Origin of the sequence: Marinobacter sediminicola, assembly GCF_031157525.1 — a bacterium.
Taxonomy (GTDB): domain Bacteria; phylum Pseudomonadota; class Gammaproteobacteria; order Pseudomonadales; family Oleiphilaceae; genus Marinobacter; species Marinobacter sediminicola.
In genome coordinates this window covers 283943-304590 of the sequence record NZ_JAVIXR010000004.1, presented here as the reverse complement: position 1 = coordinate 304590, position 20648 = coordinate 283943, and the positions used below count along the sequence as shown (strand labels likewise).

The 20648-nt window shown below is 52.6% G+C and carries 17 protein-coding genes; 11 read left to right on the top strand and 6 right to left on the bottom strand.

Features of this window, described 5'->3' with window-relative positions:
- Positions 1-16 precede the first annotated feature (16 nt).
- Positions 17-1867 carry a methanol/ethanol family PQQ-dependent dehydrogenase gene (locus RG807_RS08245; protein WP_309044461.1) on the top strand — a complete coding sequence of 617 codons (1851 nt, stop codon included), beginning with the start codon at positions 17-19 and terminating at the stop codon, positions 1865-1867.
- 72 nt (positions 1868-1939) lie between these two features.
- On the top strand, positions 1940-2590 hold the full coding sequence (locus tag RG807_RS08240; protein WP_309044460.1) for a pentapeptide repeat-containing protein: 651 nt from the start codon (positions 1940-1942) through the stop codon (positions 2588-2590).
- Between the two features lie 46 nt (positions 2591-2636).
- On the opposite strand, the gene RG807_RS08235 is transcribed toward RG807_RS08240, so the two are convergent.
- Positions 2637-3320 carry a response regulator transcription factor gene (locus RG807_RS08235; RefSeq protein WP_309044459.1) on the bottom strand — a complete coding sequence of 228 codons (684 nt, stop codon included), beginning with the start codon at positions 3318-3320 and terminating at the stop codon, positions 2637-2639.
- Between the two features lie 204 nt (positions 3321-3524).
- Between RG807_RS08235 and RG807_RS08230 the strand changes: the two genes are divergently transcribed.
- Positions 3525-4055: a rhodanese-like domain-containing protein gene (locus RG807_RS08230; RefSeq protein WP_309044458.1), complete on the top strand. Its 531-nt coding sequence runs from the start codon at positions 3525-3527 to the stop codon at positions 4053-4055.
- Between the two features lie 223 nt (positions 4056-4278).
- Positions 4279-4959, top strand: coding sequence for a response regulator (locus tag RG807_RS08225; RefSeq protein ID WP_309044580.1), 681 nt, complete (start codon positions 4279-4281; stop codon positions 4957-4959).
- A 16-nt stretch (positions 4960-4975) separates the two neighbouring features.
- Here RG807_RS08225 and RG807_RS08220 read toward each other — a convergent pair whose 3' ends face one another.
- From RG807_RS08220 to RG807_RS08210, 3 genes are all read right to left on the bottom strand, one after another.
- The gene (locus RG807_RS08220; RefSeq protein WP_309044579.1) at positions 4976-7171 is read right to left on the bottom strand and encodes a PAS domain-containing hybrid sensor histidine kinase/response regulator; all 2196 of its coding nucleotides are present in this window, start codon (positions 7169-7171) and stop codon (positions 4976-4978) included.
- A gap of 43 nt (positions 7172-7214) precedes the next feature.
- The gene (gene nosP / locus RG807_RS08215) at positions 7215-8369 is read right to left on the bottom strand and encodes a nitric oxide-sensing protein NosP (RefSeq protein ID WP_309044457.1); all 1155 of its coding nucleotides are present in this window, start codon (positions 8367-8369) and stop codon (positions 7215-7217) included.
- 254 nt (positions 8370-8623) lie between these two features.
- Positions 8624-9724, bottom strand: coding sequence for a porin (locus RG807_RS08210; protein ID WP_309044456.1), 1101 nt, complete (start codon positions 9722-9724; stop codon positions 8624-8626).
- Positions 9725-10021: 297 nt separating this feature from the next.
- Between RG807_RS08210 and RG807_RS08205 the strand changes: the two genes are divergently transcribed.
- Complete coding sequence (locus RG807_RS08205) at positions 10022-12064, top strand: TonB-dependent receptor family protein (RefSeq protein ID WP_309044455.1); 2043 nt, start codon at positions 10022-10024, stop codon at positions 12062-12064.
- A gap of 28 nt (positions 12065-12092) precedes the next feature.
- Here the strand turns inward: RG807_RS08205 and RG807_RS08200 are convergent, their stop codons facing one another.
- Both RG807_RS08200 and sstT read right to left on the bottom strand, forming a co-directional pair.
- Positions 12093-13043, bottom strand: a complete 951-nt coding sequence (locus tag RG807_RS08200; RefSeq protein ID WP_309044454.1) for an ROK family protein — start codon at positions 13041-13043, stop codon at positions 12093-12095.
- Between the two features lie 33 nt (positions 13044-13076).
- Positions 13077-14300 (bottom strand): serine/threonine transporter SstT, encoded by a 1224-nt coding sequence (gene sstT / locus RG807_RS08195; protein ID WP_309044578.1) that lies wholly within the window; start codon positions 14298-14300, stop codon positions 13077-13079.
- A 164-nt stretch (positions 14301-14464) separates the two neighbouring features.
- On the opposite strand from sstT, the gene RG807_RS08190 reads away from it, so the two are divergent.
- The 6 genes from RG807_RS08190 (at position 14465) to RG807_RS08165 (ending at position 20620) form a co-directional block, all read left to right on the top strand.
- Positions 14465-15352, top strand: coding sequence for a LysR family transcriptional regulator (locus tag RG807_RS08190; protein WP_309044453.1), 888 nt, complete (start codon positions 14465-14467; stop codon positions 15350-15352).
- 120 nt (positions 15353-15472) lie between these two features.
- Positions 15473-16702 carry a CaiB/BaiF CoA transferase family protein gene (locus RG807_RS08185; protein WP_309044452.1) on the top strand — a complete coding sequence of 410 codons (1230 nt, stop codon included), beginning with the start codon at positions 15473-15475 and terminating at the stop codon, positions 16700-16702.
- A gap of 11 nt (positions 16703-16713) precedes the next feature.
- On the top strand, positions 16714-17661 hold the full coding sequence (locus tag RG807_RS08180; protein ID WP_309044577.1) for a hydroxymethylglutaryl-CoA lyase: 948 nt from the start codon (positions 16714-16716) through the stop codon (positions 17659-17661).
- 53 nt (positions 17662-17714) lie between these two features.
- Complete coding sequence (locus RG807_RS08175) at positions 17715-18704, top strand: TRAP transporter substrate-binding protein (protein ID WP_309044451.1); 990 nt, start codon at positions 17715-17717, stop codon at positions 18702-18704.
- Positions 18705-18785: 81 nt separating this feature from the next.
- A complete protein-coding gene (locus RG807_RS08170) occupies positions 18786-19349 on the top strand; it encodes a TRAP transporter small permease (protein WP_309044449.1) in 564 nt (187 codons plus the stop codon).
- Entirely contained in the window at positions 19349-20620 is a 1272-nt protein-coding gene (locus tag RG807_RS08165) for a TRAP transporter large permease (protein ID WP_309044448.1), read from the top strand. Before RG807_RS08170 ends, RG807_RS08165 begins: the two co-directional genes overlap by 1 nt.
- The last annotated feature ends 28 nt before the right edge of the window (positions 20621-20648 follow it).

Here is a 20648-nt window from a genome sequence, read left to right as displayed (position 1 = left end):
AATTAAGGGGAAAGTCATGAAAACACTGTTTACCAAGCGCCCCCTGATGCGCGGTATCAGCCTGGCGCTATCCATAGGCGCAGCTGGGTTAGCGACTCAGGCACATGCAGTAGGAGTTACATGGGATGACATCGTTAACGATGCTGAAACCACCCAGGACGTTCTCGGATACGGAATTGGTCCTAAGGCTCAACGCTACAGCCCAATGACCATGATCAACAAAGACAACGTTGAACGAATGGTTCCAGCCTGGTCGTTCTCGTTCGGGGATGAAAAGCAGCGAGGCCAAGAGTCTCAAGCCCTGGTACACGACGGCATCATCTATGTAACCGGTTCCTACTCTCGTCTGTACGCCCTTGATGCAAAAAGTGGTAAGCGGCTTTGGGAATACAGCCATCGTTTGCCAGAAGGCATTCGCCCCTGCTGCGATGTTGTAAACCGGGGCGCAGCGATTTTCGGCGACAAGGTTTTCTTCGGCACCCTCGACGCGGGCATTGTTGCTCTCAACAAAAAAACCGGAAAAGTCGCCTGGCGCGTGAAGTTTGGTGATCACGAAGCGGGCTACACCATGACCGGCGCCCCAACACTGATCAAGGATCAGAAAACCGGAAAGGTTATGCTCATTCACGGCTCATCGGGTGATGAGTTCGGCGTTGTCGGCAAACTCTACGCTCGGGATCCCGAGACAGGTAAAGAGATCTGGATGCGCCCATTTGTTGAAGGACACTATGGTCGTTTGAATGGCGAGAAGAGCACACCCTCTGGCGACCCACGTGCTCCCAGTTGGCCAGATGACCCTAATACCGAGACTGGGAAAGTGGAAGCCTGGAGCCAAGGTGGCGGAGCGCCCTGGCAAAGCGCGAGCTTTGATGTCGAAACCAACACCATCATTGTTGGCGCAGGCAACCCTGCCCCCTGGAATACATGGAAGCGCACAGCTCCCGGTGGTGACCCGGCAGACTACGACAACCTGTATACCTCTGGACAGGTAGCGGTGGACCCCACCACCGGTGAGGTGAAATGGTTCTATCAGCACACGCCAAACGATGCCTGGGATTTCTCCGGCAACAATGAACTAGTGCTTTTTGAATACACCAAAGACGGCAAAAATGTAAAAGCGACCGCACACGCAGACAGAAATGGCTATTTCTATCTGGTTGATCGCACCAATGGTGAGTTCCAGAATGCCTTCCCATTCGTGGATAACATCACCTGGGCGACTAGTATTGGCTCAGACGGCCGCCCCGTGGAAGGCAAAGGTCAGCGCCCACCACCCGTTCCCGAAGGTGAAACTCGCGGTGAATCCATCGAAGTATCTCCACCCTTTCTCGGCGGTAAGAACTGGAACCCTATGGCTTACAGCCAGGACACCGGTTTGTTCTACATACCAGCCAACCACTGGAAAGAAGATTACTGGACAGAAGAAGTCACCTACAAAAAAGGTGCTGCCTACCTTGGCCAGGGCTTCCGTATCAAGCGCATGTACGACGACCACGTTGGCATACTGCGGGCGATGGACCCACTAAGTGGCGAGGTTAAATGGGAGCATAAAGAGCCCATGCCTCTATGGGCCGGCGTGCTGGCCACCAAGGGCGGCCTGGTATTCACCGGTACAGGCGATGGCTACTTCAAGGCATTCGATGCAGATACTGGCGAAGAGCTTTGGAAGTTCCAGACAGGCTCGGGAATCATCTCCCCACCCATCACCTGGGAAATGGATGGCGAACAGTACGTAGGTGTTACCTCAGGCTATGGCGGGGCCGTGCCTCTCTGGGGTGGCGATATGGCTGAACTGACCAAGCCTATTTCGCAAGGTGGGTCTTTCTGGGTGTTCAAAATCCCCTCTTGGGCAACGGCGGCCAAGTGATCCATTAACCTAGTCCATCAACAAAGGGAGCCGCCAATAAACGGCGGCTCCTGACTTGTTCCGGAGTACACCATGAAGACAATAATAAAGCTGGCTCTACTCACCTTCATCACGCCTGCTTTAGCAGAGGACTATCTGGCGGATGTGCGCCCACCGGAGTTTAATGGCTGCATACTGGAGCAACACTCTGTGTGCTCTGGCGCTGACCTTCGGGGTGCAGATATGTCGAACCTGGATTTGAAGTCTGTTGACTTCAGCGGCGCCGATCTTACCGGAGCTATTCTGAATCACACCAGTTTGAGGGGCGCCAACCTCAAAGGCGCCAAGTTGGACAAGATAACCGCCTATCGCGTCAACTTGTATAGAGCCGATGTGCGCGGGGCAAGCATTCGCGAGGCAGAACTGCAGGGCGCTAGCGGCCAATACCTGTTCGCCCAGGGTGCGGATTTCACTGGCTCCAATATGGCTGGGGCTAACTTCGATTTTGCAAGGTTCTCTGGCGCTACGCTTATAGAAACCGACCTGACCTTCGCAAGCCTTGAAATAGCCTGGCTACCAAAAGTCGACCTGGCTGATGCCAACCTGTTTGGGGCCAACCTGCAAGAAGCCAAGTTCGGAAGTGCCAATCTGGCCGGCGCAGATCTACGAAACACCCGCATCCACTACGCAACGTTTGTAGGTACCTTTATGGACGAGTGTGCAGGTTGCCCGGTAGATTGGTAAATTTGATTGTGCTTTATGCGTAAAGGGAAAGAATGCCCTGCAGGAATCAGTTAAAACAGGCAGGGCTTTCGCTGCCCGCAGCTCCAAACTGGACCAGCCCGGAATCCACGGCAAAGTGTAACAGACCAAGCGAGGATGAAATTTCCAGCTTGTTTTTGAGTACAGACAGGTGGTTGGCAACGGTCTTCACACTGATATTCAAGCGCTCGGCAATGGTTTTATTGGACACCCCGCGCGCAGTAAGAATCAGTACCTCCAGTTCGCGTTGTGTCATCTCAGTTAATCTATTACCAACAGTGTTTTTAAGACAGTTACGTCCCGACTGCACCATGGCCATCTGGGTGGCCAAATCATGTTCAAGGTACACTTCCCCACCCGCAGCTTTTTCAATGGCTCTTGTTAGTTCCGTAGAGCTGCAGTTTTTCGATATGTAGCCTTGGGCCCCGAGCCCAAGCGCTTGCTTAACAAGGCCTGCGTCGTCCATGGAGGATAAAAACAGAACGTTGGCTCTGCGCCATCTCTGGCGGATGCGCCTGCAGAGCTCCAGCCCGGAATAGTCGGGAAGCAATGTCTCCGTAATAAGAACATCCGGAGCATGATCAGCGTACTCATTGACTGCTTGCGCGCCACTATCCGCAGTCATAACAATAATGCCCGGCATGGTACTCCTGAGCAGGCAGGCTGTTGCATCCCTTACTAACCGTTGACCATCTGCAAGTACGACCTTCATGGTGCATTACCTCAGAACGCCCGGCCTGATTAAGGCCCGGCTAAAGAAAAGATGCATTTATCCTACCCCGCTCCCATTCTGGCTAAATGGTTCTTTAGTACTGTCTACTTAGTACTGCTCTTTTACGACTTTTCGAATATTTACCCACTTTTGAGGCTCACGTAGTTTGGTTGTTACACTTCATGAAGCTACTGGAACACCATGATGAAAGCTCTGTGTTTACTCATGCTTGTTTTTGCCCTGCCTGTGCTGGCATCCACCTCTCTTTTTTCTTCGGATGGCTATCGGATCGACCGTTACCGAAGCCCCACGCCTGACACTGTTCCAGGCGCCGAAACAGTCACGACGAGAGAGCTTCAGGCGCTACTGCAAACAAGCCCTCGCCCCGTAGTCATTGACGTAATCAACTCTGAATACAGAGCATCGTTATTCATTGAGACAAAGCCTCATACCTCGGTGCCCGGCGCCTTCTGGCTGCCCAATACCGGGCGCGGCGAGCTAAACCAACCCTGGCAGGACTATCTTGTTAAAAATGCACTCAAGCTTACGACAAACAACCAGGACCACCCTGTTGTGGTGATGTGCAAATCCGACTGCTGGCTCTCCTGGAACGCTACACGTCGCCTACACCAGGCTGGATTCACCAACCTGTACTGGTATAAAGACGGTATAGATTCCTGGGAGAATTCTGATCTTCCAGTACAGGTAATTACCCCTGTCCCGCCGGAATTTTGAAGATTCAGCCCTGACAAAAGTCAAAAATAGTACTTTAGTCTCTAATTTTTGATGCAATAGTCGCATTCAACTCCTGGCGACAGTGGCGTGTAATGGCACAACTACAACAAAAATCAGGGGCCTCGCCATGCTTAACCAAGCCAGCACCGTATTTGCAGATGAAACCAGTTATCATAATCCGGAAACCACTTCCGCCACTGACGACCAACGGGCAGGCACGTTAATGGAGCCGACTTATAAAATTCTGATCGCTGACGACCACCCTCTTTTCCGCGAGGCTATTAGCAGCGTTATTGTGTCTGGTGTTGAAGGTAGCGAGGTTCTGCAAACCGATGATCTGGACAGCGCCCTTTCAGTGACTCGCGAGAACGATGATCTCGACCTGATTCTTCTGGATTTGAACATGCCAGGAATGAACGGACTGAACGGGTTAATGACTTTGCGAAACGAAGCCCCAACCATTCCAGTGGTTATTGTCTCTGCAGAAGAAGATAAGCAGGTGGTTTTGCAGGCCATCACTTACGGCGCGGTAGGCTTTATTACCAAGTCTTCGCCCCGGCAGGAGATGACCAAAGCGATTCAACAGATTCTCAACGGGAATGTCTATTTACCGTCAGATATCATTCGCACAGGTAAAGAAAGCAACAACAGCCGGCGCAGCCGAAGTGACGACAACCCGGTTTCTGCCGAAATGCTGAATTCCCTCACCCGTCGCCAGCTACTGGTGCTGGAGCGTATGGCGAAAGGCGAATCCAACAAGCAAATTGCCTACAACCTCAATATTGCCGAAACCACTGTTAAAGCCCATGTGTCTGCAATACTGAGAAAGCTCGGCGTTCACAACCGAGTGCAGGCCATTCTTTCGGCAGGCGATGTCGATTTCAGCCACTACCTGAAGCGCTAGTGGCTGTCCTCACAACTCAGCCGTTTCGGAGTATGTGATTCAAAGCACTGCGAAGCTTGAGTGGCTTGACGGGCTTATTCATCAACACATAACCCAACTCGCGGATATGCTGCTTCAGTTCATTGGTGTAGTTAGCGGTGATCATCACAACCGGCACCGGCGTGCACCGGCTCCCGTTGATAGCGGCCACTGTATCAACACCATTCTCATCGTTATCCAAATGATAGTCTGCCAGTATTACATCCACTGGCTCTTCTGATGGGTCCAGTTGGCGCTTCAGATCTGCCATCGATACTGCCGTAATCACCTCGCAACCCCAGGTTTCCAGCACCACCTTCATGCCGTGGCAAATGGCAGAATCATTATCGACAACCCATAGTCTGCATCCATCCAACTCCTGACCAATATGGGTTATGGCGTCCCGCTTCACGAGTGCTGGATTGGGTTTGTGCGTGGCTAGAGGTACACGAACACTGAACACGGAGCCCTTACCTTCTACCGAAGACACACTGACCTCATGGTTCAGTATTCGAGAAATCTTATCGACTATCGCCAAGCCCAACCCAAGCCCTTTATCCGTCTGGGAATTCGTTGGATGCACACGTTTAAATTCCTGGAATATCTCAGCCAGCTTATTCTGCGGAATGCCCGGGCCTGTATCCCAAACCTGCAACACTACAGAACCGGCTTCCCGGCGACAGCCGAGCAGCACACGGCCTTTGCCTGTGTAGCGGATCGCATTAGTAAGAAAATTACGAAGAATCCGTGCCAATAACTGGGAATCCGAATCAACTATCGCGGAGCATCCCACAAAGTCGAACTGCAGCCCCTCTGCATTCGCCAGCTGCCGAAATTCCCGTGCGATATTAATGAGAAGATCCCGCAGATCAAACGCAGTCACATCCGGCTTGATAACTCCCGCGTCCAGCTTTGATATGTCGACCAGGGTGCCTAGCAAGCCCTCTACATCATCCAGCGATGCACTAACCGAGTGAACCAGATCTTCAGCTCTTGGGCCGAAGGAGTGTGCCTGCAAAGCGCTGGTGAATAGCCTTGCAGCATTCAGCGGCTGTAACAGATCGTGGCTGACCGCAGCCAGAAACTTTGTCTTGGAAAGGTTGGCACGTTCAGCCTCCAGTTTCGCATCCCGCAAACGCGCTTCTGCTGCATTGCGCTCAGCAATCTCTTGGCGTAACTGGGTGTTTACGTCTGTCAGCGCCAAGGTGCGTTCTGTTACCCGACATTCCAGTTCATCATAAGCCCGCTCAAGGGCCTCGGCAGCTTTCCGTCGATCGCTTATATCCCTGATGAGAACAAAAAAGCCGACAATCTCACCTTGCTCGCCAAAATTAGGCACGTATGAGCGAAGCATATAACGTTCTTGGCCCTGCTCGCCGAACTCTTCAAACTCAAAAGTGACACTGTTTCCAGACATCACACTTTCTATGTACGGTTGCAACCGCTCATACAGCTCCGGATGATGGATATCGCTTAAGAGTTTCCCCAAAGGCGATTCGCCAGCGCGCCCGTACCAAGCGGCATAAACCTGGTTGCAAAACTGAATGCTCTTGTCTGCCCCCACATAGGCGATGAGTGCCGGCACATGGTCGGTCACAACCCGAATCCAGCGCTCGCTTTCCTCCAGTGCACTCAGGCGGCGCGCCATTTCGCTGTTCTTCACGTCGGTAATGTCCGAATAAAGTACAACCAAGCCGCCCTCACGGGTGGGACGTTCGGTCATTTGTACCCAGCGCTCATTGCTGAGCAAAAACACCTCACCCTCAGAGCCTGGCTCACTATGTTCCTCGAGGATCATTCCGGAATTCATGGCAAGTGCGCGAACATCATTGATATGGGTGCCGGGCGAAGGCATGGCCACTCCTGCCTGACGCCAATAACTTCGAAAACGGCTGTTGCTTTGGATCAAACGGTGGTCATGATCAAAAAGCACAAAGCCATCGGCAATACTCTCTATGGCATCACTCAGGCGCTGACGAGTGGTTTCCGCCTCTTCGCGGGCACGACTCAGGGCTTCGGTACGTTCACGCACCTGTTCCGCCAGCACCACAGAATGCTCAAACGCCGCGTAGGGTTCAGGCTTGTATACAGATCCCGATTCCACCCGAACGATCAACGCGTCCCGAATTTTTCGCAAACGCTCATTTTCCGTTTCTAAGCGGGCAACTCGTTGTTGCAGAGTTTCAGCCGCTATAAGGTTGCTCTTGTTTGAGTCGCCAAACCGGTGTTCGTTGGCACTAGCTATCGGGTTGACCAATGACCACCCCCGTAAATGTCTGGTTGATGTGCATTCCGTTGTACTGCTCGCCGTAGGTGTTAAATCCAACCACGTTATGGCGGCGTAAAAAGCCTGAAACTGCCTCTGACTCACCAGTCAGCTCTGCTTCCAATCTGCGCAAAAAACAATCACACCCGATAGTCACCAAGGGTTTACCGACAACACGCTCGGAGTCTTCTAACTGATCCCGCACGGCTCCAAGCAGCGAGCCTTGCCCCATGGCCGTCATCACTATTCCCGTTTCCACCGCGCAATAGAAGGTCAGACTTTTATCGGGGTTAACCCGTTGGATTGAGCGAACAAAGTAATTACTGCCAATCTTTACTCCCAAAGGCTGTAGTGCAAAAACCTCCCGGCTCAACGCCTCGACTGATACTCCAACCGCACGGGCATAAGCTTCTGCGGCGGGCTCGGCGTTGAGTTCGTATACAGTGCGGGTATCTGCACTCGCATGGGTTACAACAAGCTTTTCGTTGCCTTCAACCAAGTGATGGGTAGTAAACACCCGAAAATTCAAAGGCGTATTAATCAACAAAACGGTTGCAGCTCCGGCATGAAAGCGCCCTTGGTGGAACACATAGGTGTCTGCGAGGTGTTCATCATCACCCGCTGAGCCGCCAAATTGAGGAATGCTGCCAAGCACTGAGTTCAAGGCTGCCAGCACCAACTCCTCACGGCTTGAGAGCCCATCCAGGAGCGTTAGTGCAAAGGTGTTTCCCTTTATTGGGGCAAGCTTCGCGTCCCGGCATCCAGAAAGCAGGTCATCAACGACACTCTGGGCATCCCTCAAGGTAAATCGATCCATTTCCCCGATCAGTGCACTCTCAATCGCAAAATATCGGCGATCAAAGCCGATGGCTGTGATGCAGCCCCGGTCATATCCCTGAGGGGTGATCTCACCTGCTGACGTACATCCTGAAAGCCCAACGCCTGCAAACTCTCGCTCAAGAGCCAGGCCGAGTTGGTTAAGGTCATACTCCGCAGAGCAAAAGAACAACACATGGCCCAAGTGTTCGTGTAGCAGTTGGCTCGCTAGATCCCTAGCGGCTGAGCCCGGGGCTCGGATACCGGAGCTTGCAACTTGCACCGCAGGCAGGATTGATACTGACGTCATAGGGGGTGATTCCACGGGAAATAGCTATGCGTTAATTTTACGGAATCCAGGTAACGCGCCAATGCGACTTCAGTGCTTTTGATTGGCTTACAGCATTCACTATAACCTTATGTTTAATATAGCTTTACTCTGAATCCCCCAAGATTCGGCGGCCGGGCATGGACAAAAGGCAGTACTTTGGTATTAGCAGCCTTGATAATCGGGCGGCACACGCGCTGTTTCACCACCCGTTATCTCAATCTGAATCAGCACACTTAAAAATTGACGATAGCGCCAAGTGCGATCGTGTCTGTCTCAGTGCTGACTATGCTGGATGTCCGGTTTTTGTCCCTGTACATGTTGTACTCAGCCACCAACTTGAAGTTGCTGTTCACGTCGTGGAAGAAGCCAAACGTGTTGCTTTCAGTTTTCAAATCCAGAATTTCTGCGTCAGTTTTTCCATGGGACAACACTACCTTATTCGGGCCGAACGCATAGGACGCCTGAACTAAATAGCCGTCGGCGCTTTCTTCCGTTAATGCTTCATTTACCACCAGTACCGGGCTATTACCTTTCGAATCGAAACCCGATGCAGAAAATGTAAATCCGGCGACAGAGCCTTTAATGCCATACCCCACGCCGGAACTATCAATAGTGGTGGTTCCGTTGGTTGACGACTGATACCGACCATTCAGCCAACCAGTGACCACTACACCATCGAGATCAATCTTATAGGTAATCTCTGATTCCATCCGGGGTGCTGAGTTCTCATCACCTGCTCCAGTTACCGTGTCAGCTGGGTCTAGAGCACCGACGGCAACCTGCAGTCCATTGAAGTCTGGCGAGCGATAAGTTATCTGGGCTGAAGGCGTTGGGTACGGGTAGCCTGCACGAATATTGCCAAAGGACACGCCACCTGCGGCTCCCGGAGAGCCAAAACCCATCAGGATTTCATCAAGGAAGATATTCGAACGAGCGAAAAGGCCGAAATCTTTACCAATCAGCACTTGGCCAAATATGCCATCCACCGTCGCGTAAAATTGGCGAACATCGATCGCTGTATCGGTTGGTGAATCAAGGCTATCGTTGATGCTGGTCCAGAATGACGATCGACCACCCAACACCAGGTCGCCCACCTCTTTGCTGAAGTTAAAACCAATAGTATTTGGCAGGAAGCCCATTTTGATTCGGGTGTCCCGTGTGTCTGGAACTTCATCCTCACGGGTTACGTAAAATGCGTTGAAGTAGCCATCTACAGAAAAGGACGTACCATCTTCGTTATACAACTCAACTGAAGCACTGGCCCCCATGCAGGTGCCCAGAGCAGACGTAATTGCCAAAACCATGACTGACTTTTTCAAGTTGTTATTGTTCATAAATCCCCCAGTCCATTTGAATTTCCTGCACGATTGGTTAGCAGGTGCAACCTCATGCTGCGGCATCGGGGAAATATGAGAAATCAGCCAAGGGCTCTGATTTAGTGCTCATTTAGAAGGCAAGGCAAACAGAACTTTGGGACTAAGACCTACTTTGGCTGTACTTCTTTGGTCGCGTTTTTTCGACGACTTGCAACCAGAAAGACCCATTGAGGTCGAAGGGTGATCACTGAAAGACTGCATTCCAGCACTACTACATCAGTTGATGCGGGTTAACGACTCCTTGAGGCCAGCGTAATGAAAAACAATAACTCAGCCATCGTCTGCCTGATTGGGCTTACAGTCATCTCCTTTACGGCTCATGCCGAAACCAGTGCAGTCATAACCGTTACAGCACCTGTATTAGAGCGAGAGCTATACGAAACGCCCGTATCCATGTCGGTTATAAGGCCTGAAGCCATTAAAAATGGCCAACCCATGTTGAAACTCGATGAAACCTTGAGTCAGGTGCCAGGTATTTATCTGCAGAATCAGGAAAACTATGCTCAGGGAGAGCGAGTAGCAATACGGGGCTTTGGTTCCCGCGCACCTTTTGGCGTTCGGGGTGTAATGATTGTAGTAGATGGGATTCCCTACACCTTGCCTGACGGGCAGGCACAGTTAGACGCTATCGATCTGGACAGCGCTGAGCGCATAGAGGTTATTCGAGGCCCAGCTTCGGTTTTGTACGGAAATGCTGCAGGTGGTGTTATCAGTGTGGCCACGGCAGACGGGCAAAGTAACCCGGATCAGACCTCGGTTCGAGCTACGGGTGGAAGCAACAGCTTCGGCAAACTTTCCCTCAGCAACAGTGGCAGCAATGGCAACTGGTCACACAATGTGAACCTCTCGGCCTTGAACTACGAAGGCTACCGCGATCAGGCAGAAGTCGAAAAATACCTGTTCAATTCCAAACTACGCTGGCAAATGGACAGCGAGCGTTCGATTACCGCCATCATCAACTTGCTTGATAACCCACGCTCACAAGATCCGGGAGCCCTCACCGCAGAACAGGTCGCTGAAGACAGAACTCAAGCTGGACGTTTCACCGAAGAATATGACACAGGGCAAACCGTAGACCAGCAAGTAATTGGCCTGCAGTATCAGGATCTCTCAGCGGGTGCAGGGGAGCTGCGTGGGAAGATTTATTATCTGCGACGCAACTTCGAACAGCAGCTTCCTTTTCCTGGCCCCAGCCGTATTGACTACAACAGAGACTACTTCGGGGCGAGCACAGACTATCGCCAGTCATTCAAGGTTGCAGGGTTACCATTTCGATATGTAGCGGGAGTGGAAGCTCGGGAACAACGGGACGACCGCATTCGAACACAAATGAGTTTCGATGGTGATTTACAGGGACTAACCGCTGATGAGCTTCAAACTGCCACATCCTTAAGCACCTTTGCTCAGGGCGACTTGAACTTAACGGACCAGCTGATTTTATCCATTGGCGGTCGATTCGACCGAATCCAGATGGACGTTTCCGATGAATTTCTTGCGGATGGAGACCAAAGTGGGGGTCGCACCTTCAGGGAATGGAGTGGCTCTGCAGGGTTGAGCTATCGCTACCTGCCTAACCACCAATTTTTCACCAATATCAGTACCGTCTTTGAGACCCCAACCTTCTCGGAATTTGCCAATCCATCCGGCGTAGGCGGGCTAAACCCTGATACTCAACCACAAAAATCCCTCAACCATGAACTGGGACTTCGGGGTGCCTTTGATTACGGAATGGATTACGACCTCACACTGTTTTGGGTGGATGTTCGCGATGAGCTAATTCCCTACCAGCTACCCGGGCCTGATGACAGAACCTTCTACCGCAATGCCGGAGACACAACGAGAAAAGGCATAGAAGCCACTGCGGGCTGGCTGCTTAACCAAAGTTGGCGGTTTGAAACTGCCCTCACCTTGGCGGACTACACATTTGATGAGTACAGCTCAGGTGGCAACAATTATGATGGTAACCGGCTGCCCGGTTTACCAGAACAACTCTGGTCCAACCGACTACAGTGGCAGGGCTTGGGTGGCACCTTTGCTACGCTGGAAACCCGCTATGTCGGAAGTATGTTTGCAGATGATGCGAACAATGTGAAAGTCGACGACTATTGGATGGCCAACATACGTGGCGGAGATACGTTTTACATAGGAAGGAATCTTCTCCTCAAGGGTTTTGCGGGAGTTCGAAACCTGACGGACAGAGACCATTTCGCCAATGTTCGTATAAACGCCAGCAACGATCGCTACTATGAACCTGCCTCAGGACGCACATGGTATGCGGGGCTGGAGTTGAGGTTCTAGGATGGAATCATCTCGGGGCGGCGATACTTCAGGCCTTTGACAACCAAGCTGCCCCCCTAACCCCACTGGAATCTCCATGGGCAGCTCGAACTATCGGTGTTCCGCACTCCCCACCAAATACGTGCTCTGGCAATCGCCAGGGCAGTTCCTGGTAGATCTGTTCGACGTTACTCATGCCACCACCCAGTACGATAATGTCTGGGTCCAGCAGGTTAATAACTGCTCCAAAACCACGAGCCAGGTGCTCCAGATAGTGGTTGAGGGAATCGGCTGCCGCCCTATCCCCTTGGTTGGCATTTCCCACAATATCCTTTGCAGGCAGGGCTTTGCTGGTCAGTAGCTTGTGGGTTAAAGACAATCCGGTACCAGAGAGGAATGTTTCATTGCATCCATTGCGACCGCAGAAACAAGGGCGCTCTTCAAGCTCTTCCTGAGCAGTCCAGGCTAGTGGGTTATGGCCCCATTCACCTGCAACACCGTTTGGACCGCTAAGAACCCGACCATTTACACTTATGCCTGAACCGCAGCCTGTGCCGAGTATGGCGGCAAACACTACGTCATAGTCTTTACCCGCACCATCTGTTGCCTCAGACAACGCCAGACAGTTGGCATCGTTGGAGAGAGTTACAGGCCTTTGCAACAGTGTCCGCAAGTCATCCTGCATAGGCTGCCCGTTAAGCCAGGTGGAGTTACCGTTCTTGATTCTACCGGTGATGCCAGAAACACTGCCGGGAATACCAATGCCCACAGACAAACCGCTGGCCCCTGCCTGCGATTCAGCCTCCAGTATCAATGAATGTATGGTCTGAAGCGTAGCGTGATAATCCCCCTGGGGAGTGGGCACACGCTTTCTGAAATGCTCGCGATTATCAAACCGGCCGCCACCCTGTTGGTCTATCAGGATAACTTCCGTTTTGGTGCCGCCCAGATCGATACCAACCAGCCAACCGCTGTTCACAATCGTCCGCCCGATTTCCATTGGACATCACTTTCAACATTTTCCACTGGGAGATTAACCCCGCTTTGCTTCCGCGCGACGACAAGCCGCAGCCGTGAACAATACGTCGGTAGAGGAATTCAGCGCTGTCTCGGCTGAATCCTGAACCACGCTGATAACAAAGCCAATCGCAACTGCCTGCATGGCCACTTCCGCTGGAATTCCAAACAGGCTGGTTGCCAAGGGAATCAACAGAAGCGATCCGCCAGCTACGCCAGACACACCACAAGCTGCCAAGGCCGACACCACGCAGAGCAAGAGCGCCGTTCCAAAATCAACCGGGATTCCCAGCGTGTGGGCAGTAGCGAGGGTAATCACAGAAATAGTAATAGCAGCGCCCGCCATGTTTACCGTAGCGCCAAGAGGGATAGAAATTGTATAGGTGTCGGGGTCGAGCTTCAGGCGCTCAGACAGCTCAAGGTTAACAGGAATATTAGCGGCGGAACTGCGCGTAAAAAATGCAGTAATCGCACTACCACGCAAGCACTCAAACACCAAAGGATAGGGGTTGCTTCGAATCTGCCAGAACACGATAAGTGGATTCGTAACCAGTGCCACAAACAACATACAGCCAACAATAACAGCCAATAGTTGACCGTAACCCAGCAAAGCACTGATGCCAGACTCTGCAAGTGTGTTGGCAACCAACCCGAAAATACCCAAAGGCGCAAGGCGGATCACGCCACGCACAATCCCCGAGATTGCCTCAGACAAGTCCTCGAGCCCCCGGCGAGTGGTATCGCTCGCAGTGCGCAGCATAAAGCCTAGTCCAACCGCCCAAACAAGTATGGCAATGAAATTGGATTCCATCAGCGCTCTGACAGGGTTGTTGACTGCGCTTAGCACAAGGTTCTTCAGAATTTGGCCGATGTTTGAAGGCGGGTTACCGCTGACCCCACTCAAGTCCAGCGACAGCTGAGTTGGAATCAAAAAGCTGGCGACCACAGCAACCACTGCTGCAACAAGCGTCCCTATTATATAAAGCAACAACACACCACGTATGTGGGTCGGTTGCCCCTGCGTGTGGCCGGCAATGGCCGCAGCCACCAAAACAAACACCAACACCGGAGCTACGGCTTTCAAGGCCTTCACGAACAGTTGGCCAAGTATAGCCACTGAACTGGCAGCGTCAGGCGATATGATCACCAGTAACACGCCTGCGACAATACCAAGCGCAATTTGAGCAACCAGCCCCAAACGCATTAAAGGTCGAAATAAGTTGCTCAGTGCAGAAAACATGTAAACCTCACGCTGCTCTTTCAAAGGAATGGATGCTTGGTGGGTGCACATAGTACCGCATAGAGAGCCCGCTCGTTAATGCGGGGAGGCGTTAGATCCGCCCCGCACTTTCTTTTTCAGCCCAAACCCATAGAATCAACGGCGAACCCTCCCGGAGCCTGTGTATGCATTTGGACCCCACCTCATTGCGGCTGTTTGTGCGCGTTTTGGAAACCGGCACAATTGCTGCGGTGGCCGAGCAAGAATTCATTGCTGCCTCAGCCATCAGTAAGCGCATCAGTGAGCTCGAAACCAGCCTCAACACTCAGTTGCTGGTTCGCACCAACAGAGGCGTTGGGGGCACTCAGGCGGGAAAGGCTCTCGCACAGCTATCAAGAGGAGTGCTGCATCAGCTAGAAGAGGTTCATGCACGTATGCATGAATACTCCCAAGGTATTCGGGGAGAAGTTCGAATCGTCGCTAATATTTCAGCGATCACGCAATTCTTACCCGGCCAGTTAAAGGCGTTTCTGGACCAGCATCCTTTTATCCAGATTCAATTGGAAGAACGCATCAGTTCTGAAATCATTGAAACGGTAGCGCAAAACCAGGCAGACATTGGCATTTTTACCGAGGTATTTGGCAACACGGAAAACCTGAACATTTACCCTTACCAGTCCGACCGGTTAGCCTTGATTACCGCCAACCAGCACCCCCTCAGCCACGCCGAGAGCCTGAGCTTCATCGAAACCCTGCAATATGATTATGTAGGCTTGCACACTGGCAGCGCCATCAACAATAAGTTGTTGCAAGCCGCAGCTGCCGCTGAGAAGGCCTTCCGCATGCGCATTCAGGTCACAAGTTACGAAGCGTTGCTGCGCATGGTTGAACAGGATCTCGGGATTGGCATCATGCCTCAGGACATCGCGCAACCTTATGCGACCACCCACCGTGTTAAGGTCATCCCACTGAATGACAGCTGGGCAAGCCGAAAACTTAAACTATGCACCAGCAACCAACACCCCTTATCCCATGCAACATTGCGTTTGCTGGAACACCTGACGCCCAGCTAATACTCTCGCCATCGTATTTCGAGATGGCAGGCTCACATTTAACCATTTTGTTATTTCTCCCTCCCGGCTCATTATTTTGTAAAACAACACGATAACAATGCCATTCAAGGTGAGATGAACATGACCAAGGAATCTTCCTGCCCAGGGGATCAGGAGAAAACACCACAGCCCCTGGAAGGCGTTCGCGTGCTTGAACTGGGGTCACTGATTGCCGGCCCCTATGCCGCCAGCATCCTTGCCCAGTTCGGTGCAGATGTTATAAAGGTAGAGCCACCGGGTACCGGCGACCCTCTGCGGCGTTGGCGCAAAATGCACAACGACACCTCGCTTTGGTGGTACTCCCAGAGCCGAAACAAAAAATCTCTTACGCTCAACCTCAAGGATCCCGAAGCTCAGGCCGTGATTCACAAGCTGGTCGAAGAGTGCGATATCGTTATCGAAAACTTTCGCCCCGGCACACTGGAAAAGTGGAATCTCGGATGGGAGCAGTTGTCGGCTATTAATCCTGCACTGATCATGATTCGCGTATCTGGCTATGGCCAGGACGGCCCCTATGCAGCACGCCCCGGCTTTGCAGCGATCGCCGAATCAATTGGTGGTATGCGTCATCTTGCGGGCTATCCGGACCGCCCACCGGTTCGTGCCGGCATCAGCATTGGCGACACTCTGGCCTCCCTGTATGGCGTGATCGGCGCAATGATGGCAATGCATCACCTGAAGGTTAACGGTGGTAAGGGGCAGTTCGTTGACGTGGCTCTGTATGAGGCGGTTTTCGGCGTTATGGAAAGCCTGATCCCGGAATACGGCATGTTTGGGTTTGTTCGGGAGCGCACCGGTGCCAGCATGCCCGGTATTGCACCCTCCAGCACGTATCGCAGCCGGGACAACCGATACATCGTCATTGCCGCCAACAGCGACAGCATTTTCAAACGACTGATGAACGCTATTGATCGGCCGGACCTGGCGGATGATCCCGAGCTGACCCATAACGATGGCCGAGCGAAGCGCAGTGATGAGCTGGACGAAGCCATAGAAGCCTGGACCTCCCAGCATAACCTTGCAGACGCCCTGGCCGTACTGGAAGGCGCGGCTGTTCCCTCCAGCGGAATCAACACCGCCGCCGAGATTTTTGAAGACCCTCATTTCCGCGCCAGAGAAATGATTATCGAGCGCCCCCTACCCGGTGGCGGCGAGATTTCGTTGCCGGGCATAGTGCCAAAACTGAGCGGCACACCCGGAGCAACCCGCTGGGTGGGCCCAAGCCTTGGCGAACATAACAGCGAAATACTGGCCAGCCTGGGCTATTCCGATGACGATATTCAGGCCCTCAAAAACAAGGAGGTGATCTGATGTCTGCGGACCTGCCCAAACGAATATTCGTTAACGAAGTGGTCACTCGGGACGGATTCCAGAGCGAACCGGCGTTCGTACCAACAGACACAAAAATTGAACTCATCAACGCCCTGGCCAATCTGGGGCTGAACAAGATTGAAGTCAGCTCGTTTGTATCGCCCCGCGCGGTGCCCAATCTCAGCGATGCCGCGGAGGTTTTTCAGGGCATCCGGAAGGATACTCCAACCCGCTACGTCGCCCTGGTACCCAATCAAAAAGGCTGCGCCCGAGCACTGGAGCTTGGCGTGGACGAAATCAACCTGGTCATGTCGGTCAGCGAAAGCCATAACCTGGCAAATATGCGCATGACCTGTGACCAGTCGTTGCAACAGTTCAAAGACATTGCGGAGATGGCATCGGGCACCCCCATGCGGCTGAACGGCTCTTTGGCAACTACCTTCGGTTGCCCGTTTGAAGGCCAGCAGTCACAGGAACGCATACTGCGTTTTGTTGATGCCTATCTGGAGCGCGGCCTCCATAGCCTGACCCTCGCCGACACCACTGGCATGGCGGTACCCAATCAGGTGCAATCATTGTGCGAGGAGGTTCGCAAGCGCTGGCCAGAACTGGAGCTTACACTGCACTTTCATAACACCCGCGGCCTTGGGCTTGCGAACGTGTATGCAGCTCTGGCTGCCGGGGTTGACCAGTTCGATGCGTCGCTCGGCGGGCTCGGCGGCTGCCCGTTCGCCCCTGGAGCGACTGGCAACATTTGCACCGAAGATCTGGTACACATGCTCAGTGAAATGGGGCTGGATACCGGCGTAGATCTCGATGGTTTGTTGCTACAATCGCAACGCCTGGAAGAAATCGTTAACCATGATCTTCCCGGTCAGGTTCGCAAAGCCGGAAAGCGTAGCGACACTCGACCGCTCCCACAGTCCGTAAAAGAATTGATGCAAAACGGCCGCAGCTGATCAGGCCACCCTAAAAAAACCAAAAAACAGCCAACAATAAGGATCTAACCAACATGAAACTAAAGCACCTCCTCTACTCAGGCGTATTGGCCTGCACCCTCGGCGCAGCCATGCCTGCACTTGCAGCAACCACCCTGAAAGTAACGCTGCAACTGCCCCTCAAGCACCACCTGGGTCAAAACCTGGTCGACTTCAAAAACGAAGTTGAAAGCACCAGTAATGGCGATATCAAGATTCAGATTTTCCCGGCCGCACAGCTCTATAAAGACAAAGAAGTTCACAACGCCGTGAGTTCTGGCGCCATTGAAATGGGCGTAATCAGCGTTACCCAGATGGCGGGCACCATCCCTGCAGTCGATGTGTTCTACGTACCCTTCATGTTCCCTACAAACGAGAAAGTCGTTAAAGCTACGGAACCCGGCAGCCCCGTGCGCACCTTGCTAGACGACGAAATCATCAAAACCGGCGCTCGCCCTCTGTGGTGGCAGGCTTATGGTGGCGTTGCACTGCTGTCCAAGAAAAAGCCGATTCAGCAGCCAGACGACATGAAGGGCATGAAAGTACGCGTATTCGGTAAAACTCTTGGTGAATTCGCCAAATCTGTTGGTGCCGCACCTACCGTAATGGCCGGCTCCGAGCAGTTCCTGGCGTACCAGCGCGGTACCGTTGATGCAGGCATGACCGGCGTTACCGCGGTTGGCCCTCGCAAGCTGTATCAGGTTATGGATCACCTCACCCTGACCAACCACGCCAACATTGAGTTCATGACGCTTATTAACGAGGAAACCTGGCAGGGTTTGACGGAGAAAGAACAGACCATTCTGCAAAACGCGGCGACAAAGGTGGAGAAGCAACTGCGCGACAAGATTCAATCACTTGAAGCCGATGCCATTGCAGATGCCCGCAAAGAAATGAACGTGATTGATCTCACTCCGGAAGATATCGCCAAATGGCAGGAGGCAACCCGCCCTGTGCTGAAGAGCTTCATCGAAAACGCAGGCCCATTGGGTGAGCAAGTGATCGAAGCCGCAAACGCGCTCTGATCTAAACACTACCTCCCGTATACGGGCGCTTGCTGTGCAGGCGTCCGTTATTGTTTGTTTTTTCTGTTGTCGGGATTATCCATGTCAACTAACAACGCCACATCAAAAGACCCACAGGCCTGGCGCGCAAGCCATCCCTCGGCCTGGGTGCGTATTAATCATGCAGTGGTTACCCTTTGCGGACGACTCGCTGCCGCTTTATTTGCCGTGATCGCGGCCATGATCACCTATGAGGTCATAGCCCGTTACGTATTCTTGTCCCCAACTATCTGGGTAGAAGATCTCTCGCTACTTTGCCAAATCTGGGCTTCCTGTCTCGGCGCAAGCTGGCTGCTCCAGCACCAGGCGTTGATCCGTATCGACATGTTAATCAGCCGCTTTGGCCCTCGCATGCGAGCAGCCGCAGAACTGTGGTCGTTGCTTATCGTTGCGTTGTTTTCAGGCTGGGTCACCTGGTACGGCGTGTATATCGTCAAAGACGCTGTTGCAATAAATGCCGCATCCGCATCCATGCTCGGCATGCCTATGTGGATCACCAAAAGCGCTATCCCAGTGGGTTTTGGTCTGCTGTTTATTCAATGCCTCACAGAGGCCGCGCTTGTACTAACAGGGCACATTCAGCCTTCTGAAGAGGTTCACGTCTGATGACTGTTGCTCTGATTATATTTGCCCTATTGATGTTGTTGCTGTCTGGCGTGCCGGTTGGATTCGTACTGGGTGGGCTTGGCCTTGGCATGCTGTTGCTGGCCGATATGTCACCTTTGATGGTGCCCATGGCCATGTACTCCTCGTTCGACAGTTTTATTCTGCTGTCTGTTCCTCTCTTCCTCTTGATGTCTAACATTCTGCTGCAAGGCGGTGTAGGTAAAGACTTGTTCAACGCGGTTCAAACCTGGGTTGGGCATTGGCCCGGCGGCTTGGGCATCGCCACCATCGCTTCTTGCACCATCTTTTCGGCAATTTCCGGATCGTCTGTTGCCACTGCTGCAACCATTGGCAGTGTTGCCATCAAAGAGATGACCGATCGCGGATATCATCGCCCCTTTGTGTTGGGCTTGATCGCCGCGGGCGGCACGCTCGGCATTCTTATTCCACCGTCGATCCCAATGATCGTATACGGCGTTATAACTGAGGAATCCATTGTCGACCTGTTCCTGGCGGGCATTATTCCGGGCCTGATTATGGCCGGCAGCTTTATCATCTTCAGCTTTCTGTACGCAACAATTGGCAAAGCCTGCACACCGGTACCCAAGGCGACGAAAAGCGAACGTCGCGCTGCCACCTGGCGAGCACTCCCCATCATCATCCTGGCGGTCATTATCATTGGCGGCATTTACGCTGGCGTTTTCACACCAACAGAATCCGCAGCCATCGGTGTAACACTTTCGCTGATTATTGTTCTCGCACTGAAAACAATGAACTGGGAGCGTTTCAAGCTGGCCTGCATCGCCACAATGAAAACCACGATAACCATATTCATTATCATGGCTGGCGCCAAAGTGTTCGGTAAGGCCATCACCCTGTATCAGATCCCGCAAGACATCTCGATGTTCGTCACCATGCACATTGGCAGTGCTGGCCTGTTCATCCTGGCGGTGTGCCTGGTATTACTGGTGATGGGATTCTTCCTGGAATCCATCTCTATGCTGTTGATCATGATGCCGGTGCTCTACCCTTCATTGGCACCACTTGGCATAGACCCCATCTGGTTCGGCATCATTTTCGTGATCATGATCGAATGCGCTTTGATAACCCCACCCGTAGGGCTAAACCTGTTCGTGATACAGGCCGTCGCCGGGGGCAAAGTGATGGACGTGGTACGGGGCGTGTGGCCATTCATCATTATGATGTTCGGTTGCCTGCTGATTGTTTACTTCTTCCCTATCGTGGCGCTTTACTTGCCTTTCTACCTATAACGAAGGCGGAGCAGGTGACAGGCTGAAT

What these genes read in the sequence shown, in the direction of transcription:
- RG807_RS08175 (WP_309044451.1), top strand. Translation starts at nt 17,715, where the DNA reads ATGAAACTAAAGCACCTCCTCTACTCAGGCGTATTGGCCTGCACCCTC.
- sstT (WP_309044578.1), bottom strand. Translation starts at nt 14,300, where the DNA reads ATGTTTTCTGCACTGAGCAACTTATTTCGACCTTTAATGCGTTTGGGG.
- nosP (WP_309044457.1), bottom strand. Translation starts at nt 8,369, where the DNA reads ATGACGTCAGTATCAATCCTGCCTGCGGTGCAAGTTGCAAGCTCCGGT.
- RG807_RS08205 (WP_309044455.1), top strand. Translation starts at nt 10,022, where the DNA reads ATGAAAAACAATAACTCAGCCATCGTCTGCCTGATTGGGCTTACAGTC.
- RG807_RS08230 (WP_309044458.1), top strand. Translation starts at nt 3,525, where the DNA reads ATGAAAGCTCTGTGTTTACTCATGCTTGTTTTTGCCCTGCCTGTGCTG.
- RG807_RS08240 (WP_309044460.1), top strand. Translation starts at nt 1,940, where the DNA reads ATGAAGACAATAATAAAGCTGGCTCTACTCACCTTCATCACGCCTGCT.
- RG807_RS08245 (WP_309044461.1), top strand. Translation starts at nt 17, where the DNA reads ATGAAAACACTGTTTACCAAGCGCCCCCTGATGCGCGGTATCAGCCTG.
- RG807_RS08200 (WP_309044454.1), bottom strand. Translation starts at nt 13,043, where the DNA reads ATGGAAATCGGGCGGACGATTGTGAACAGCGGTTGGCTGGTTGGTATC.
- RG807_RS08210 (WP_309044456.1), bottom strand. Translation starts at nt 9,724, where the DNA reads ATGAACAATAACAACTTGAAAAAGTCAGTCATGGTTTTGGCAATTACG.
- RG807_RS08185 (WP_309044452.1), top strand. Translation starts at nt 15,473, where the DNA reads ATGACCAAGGAATCTTCCTGCCCAGGGGATCAGGAGAAAACACCACAG.
- RG807_RS08170 (WP_309044449.1), top strand. Translation starts at nt 18,786, where the DNA reads ATGTCAACTAACAACGCCACATCAAAAGACCCACAGGCCTGGCGCGCA.
- RG807_RS08225 (WP_309044580.1), top strand. Translation starts at nt 4,279, where the DNA reads ATGGAGCCGACTTATAAAATTCTGATCGCTGACGACCACCCTCTTTTC.
- RG807_RS08235 (WP_309044459.1), bottom strand. Translation starts at nt 3,320, where the DNA reads ATGAAGGTCGTACTTGCAGATGGTCAACGGTTAGTAAGGGATGCAACA.
- RG807_RS08165 (WP_309044448.1), top strand. Translation starts at nt 19,349, where the DNA reads ATGACTGTTGCTCTGATTATATTTGCCCTATTGATGTTGTTGCTGTCT.
- RG807_RS08190 (WP_309044453.1), top strand. Translation starts at nt 14,465, where the DNA reads ATGCATTTGGACCCCACCTCATTGCGGCTGTTTGTGCGCGTTTTGGAA.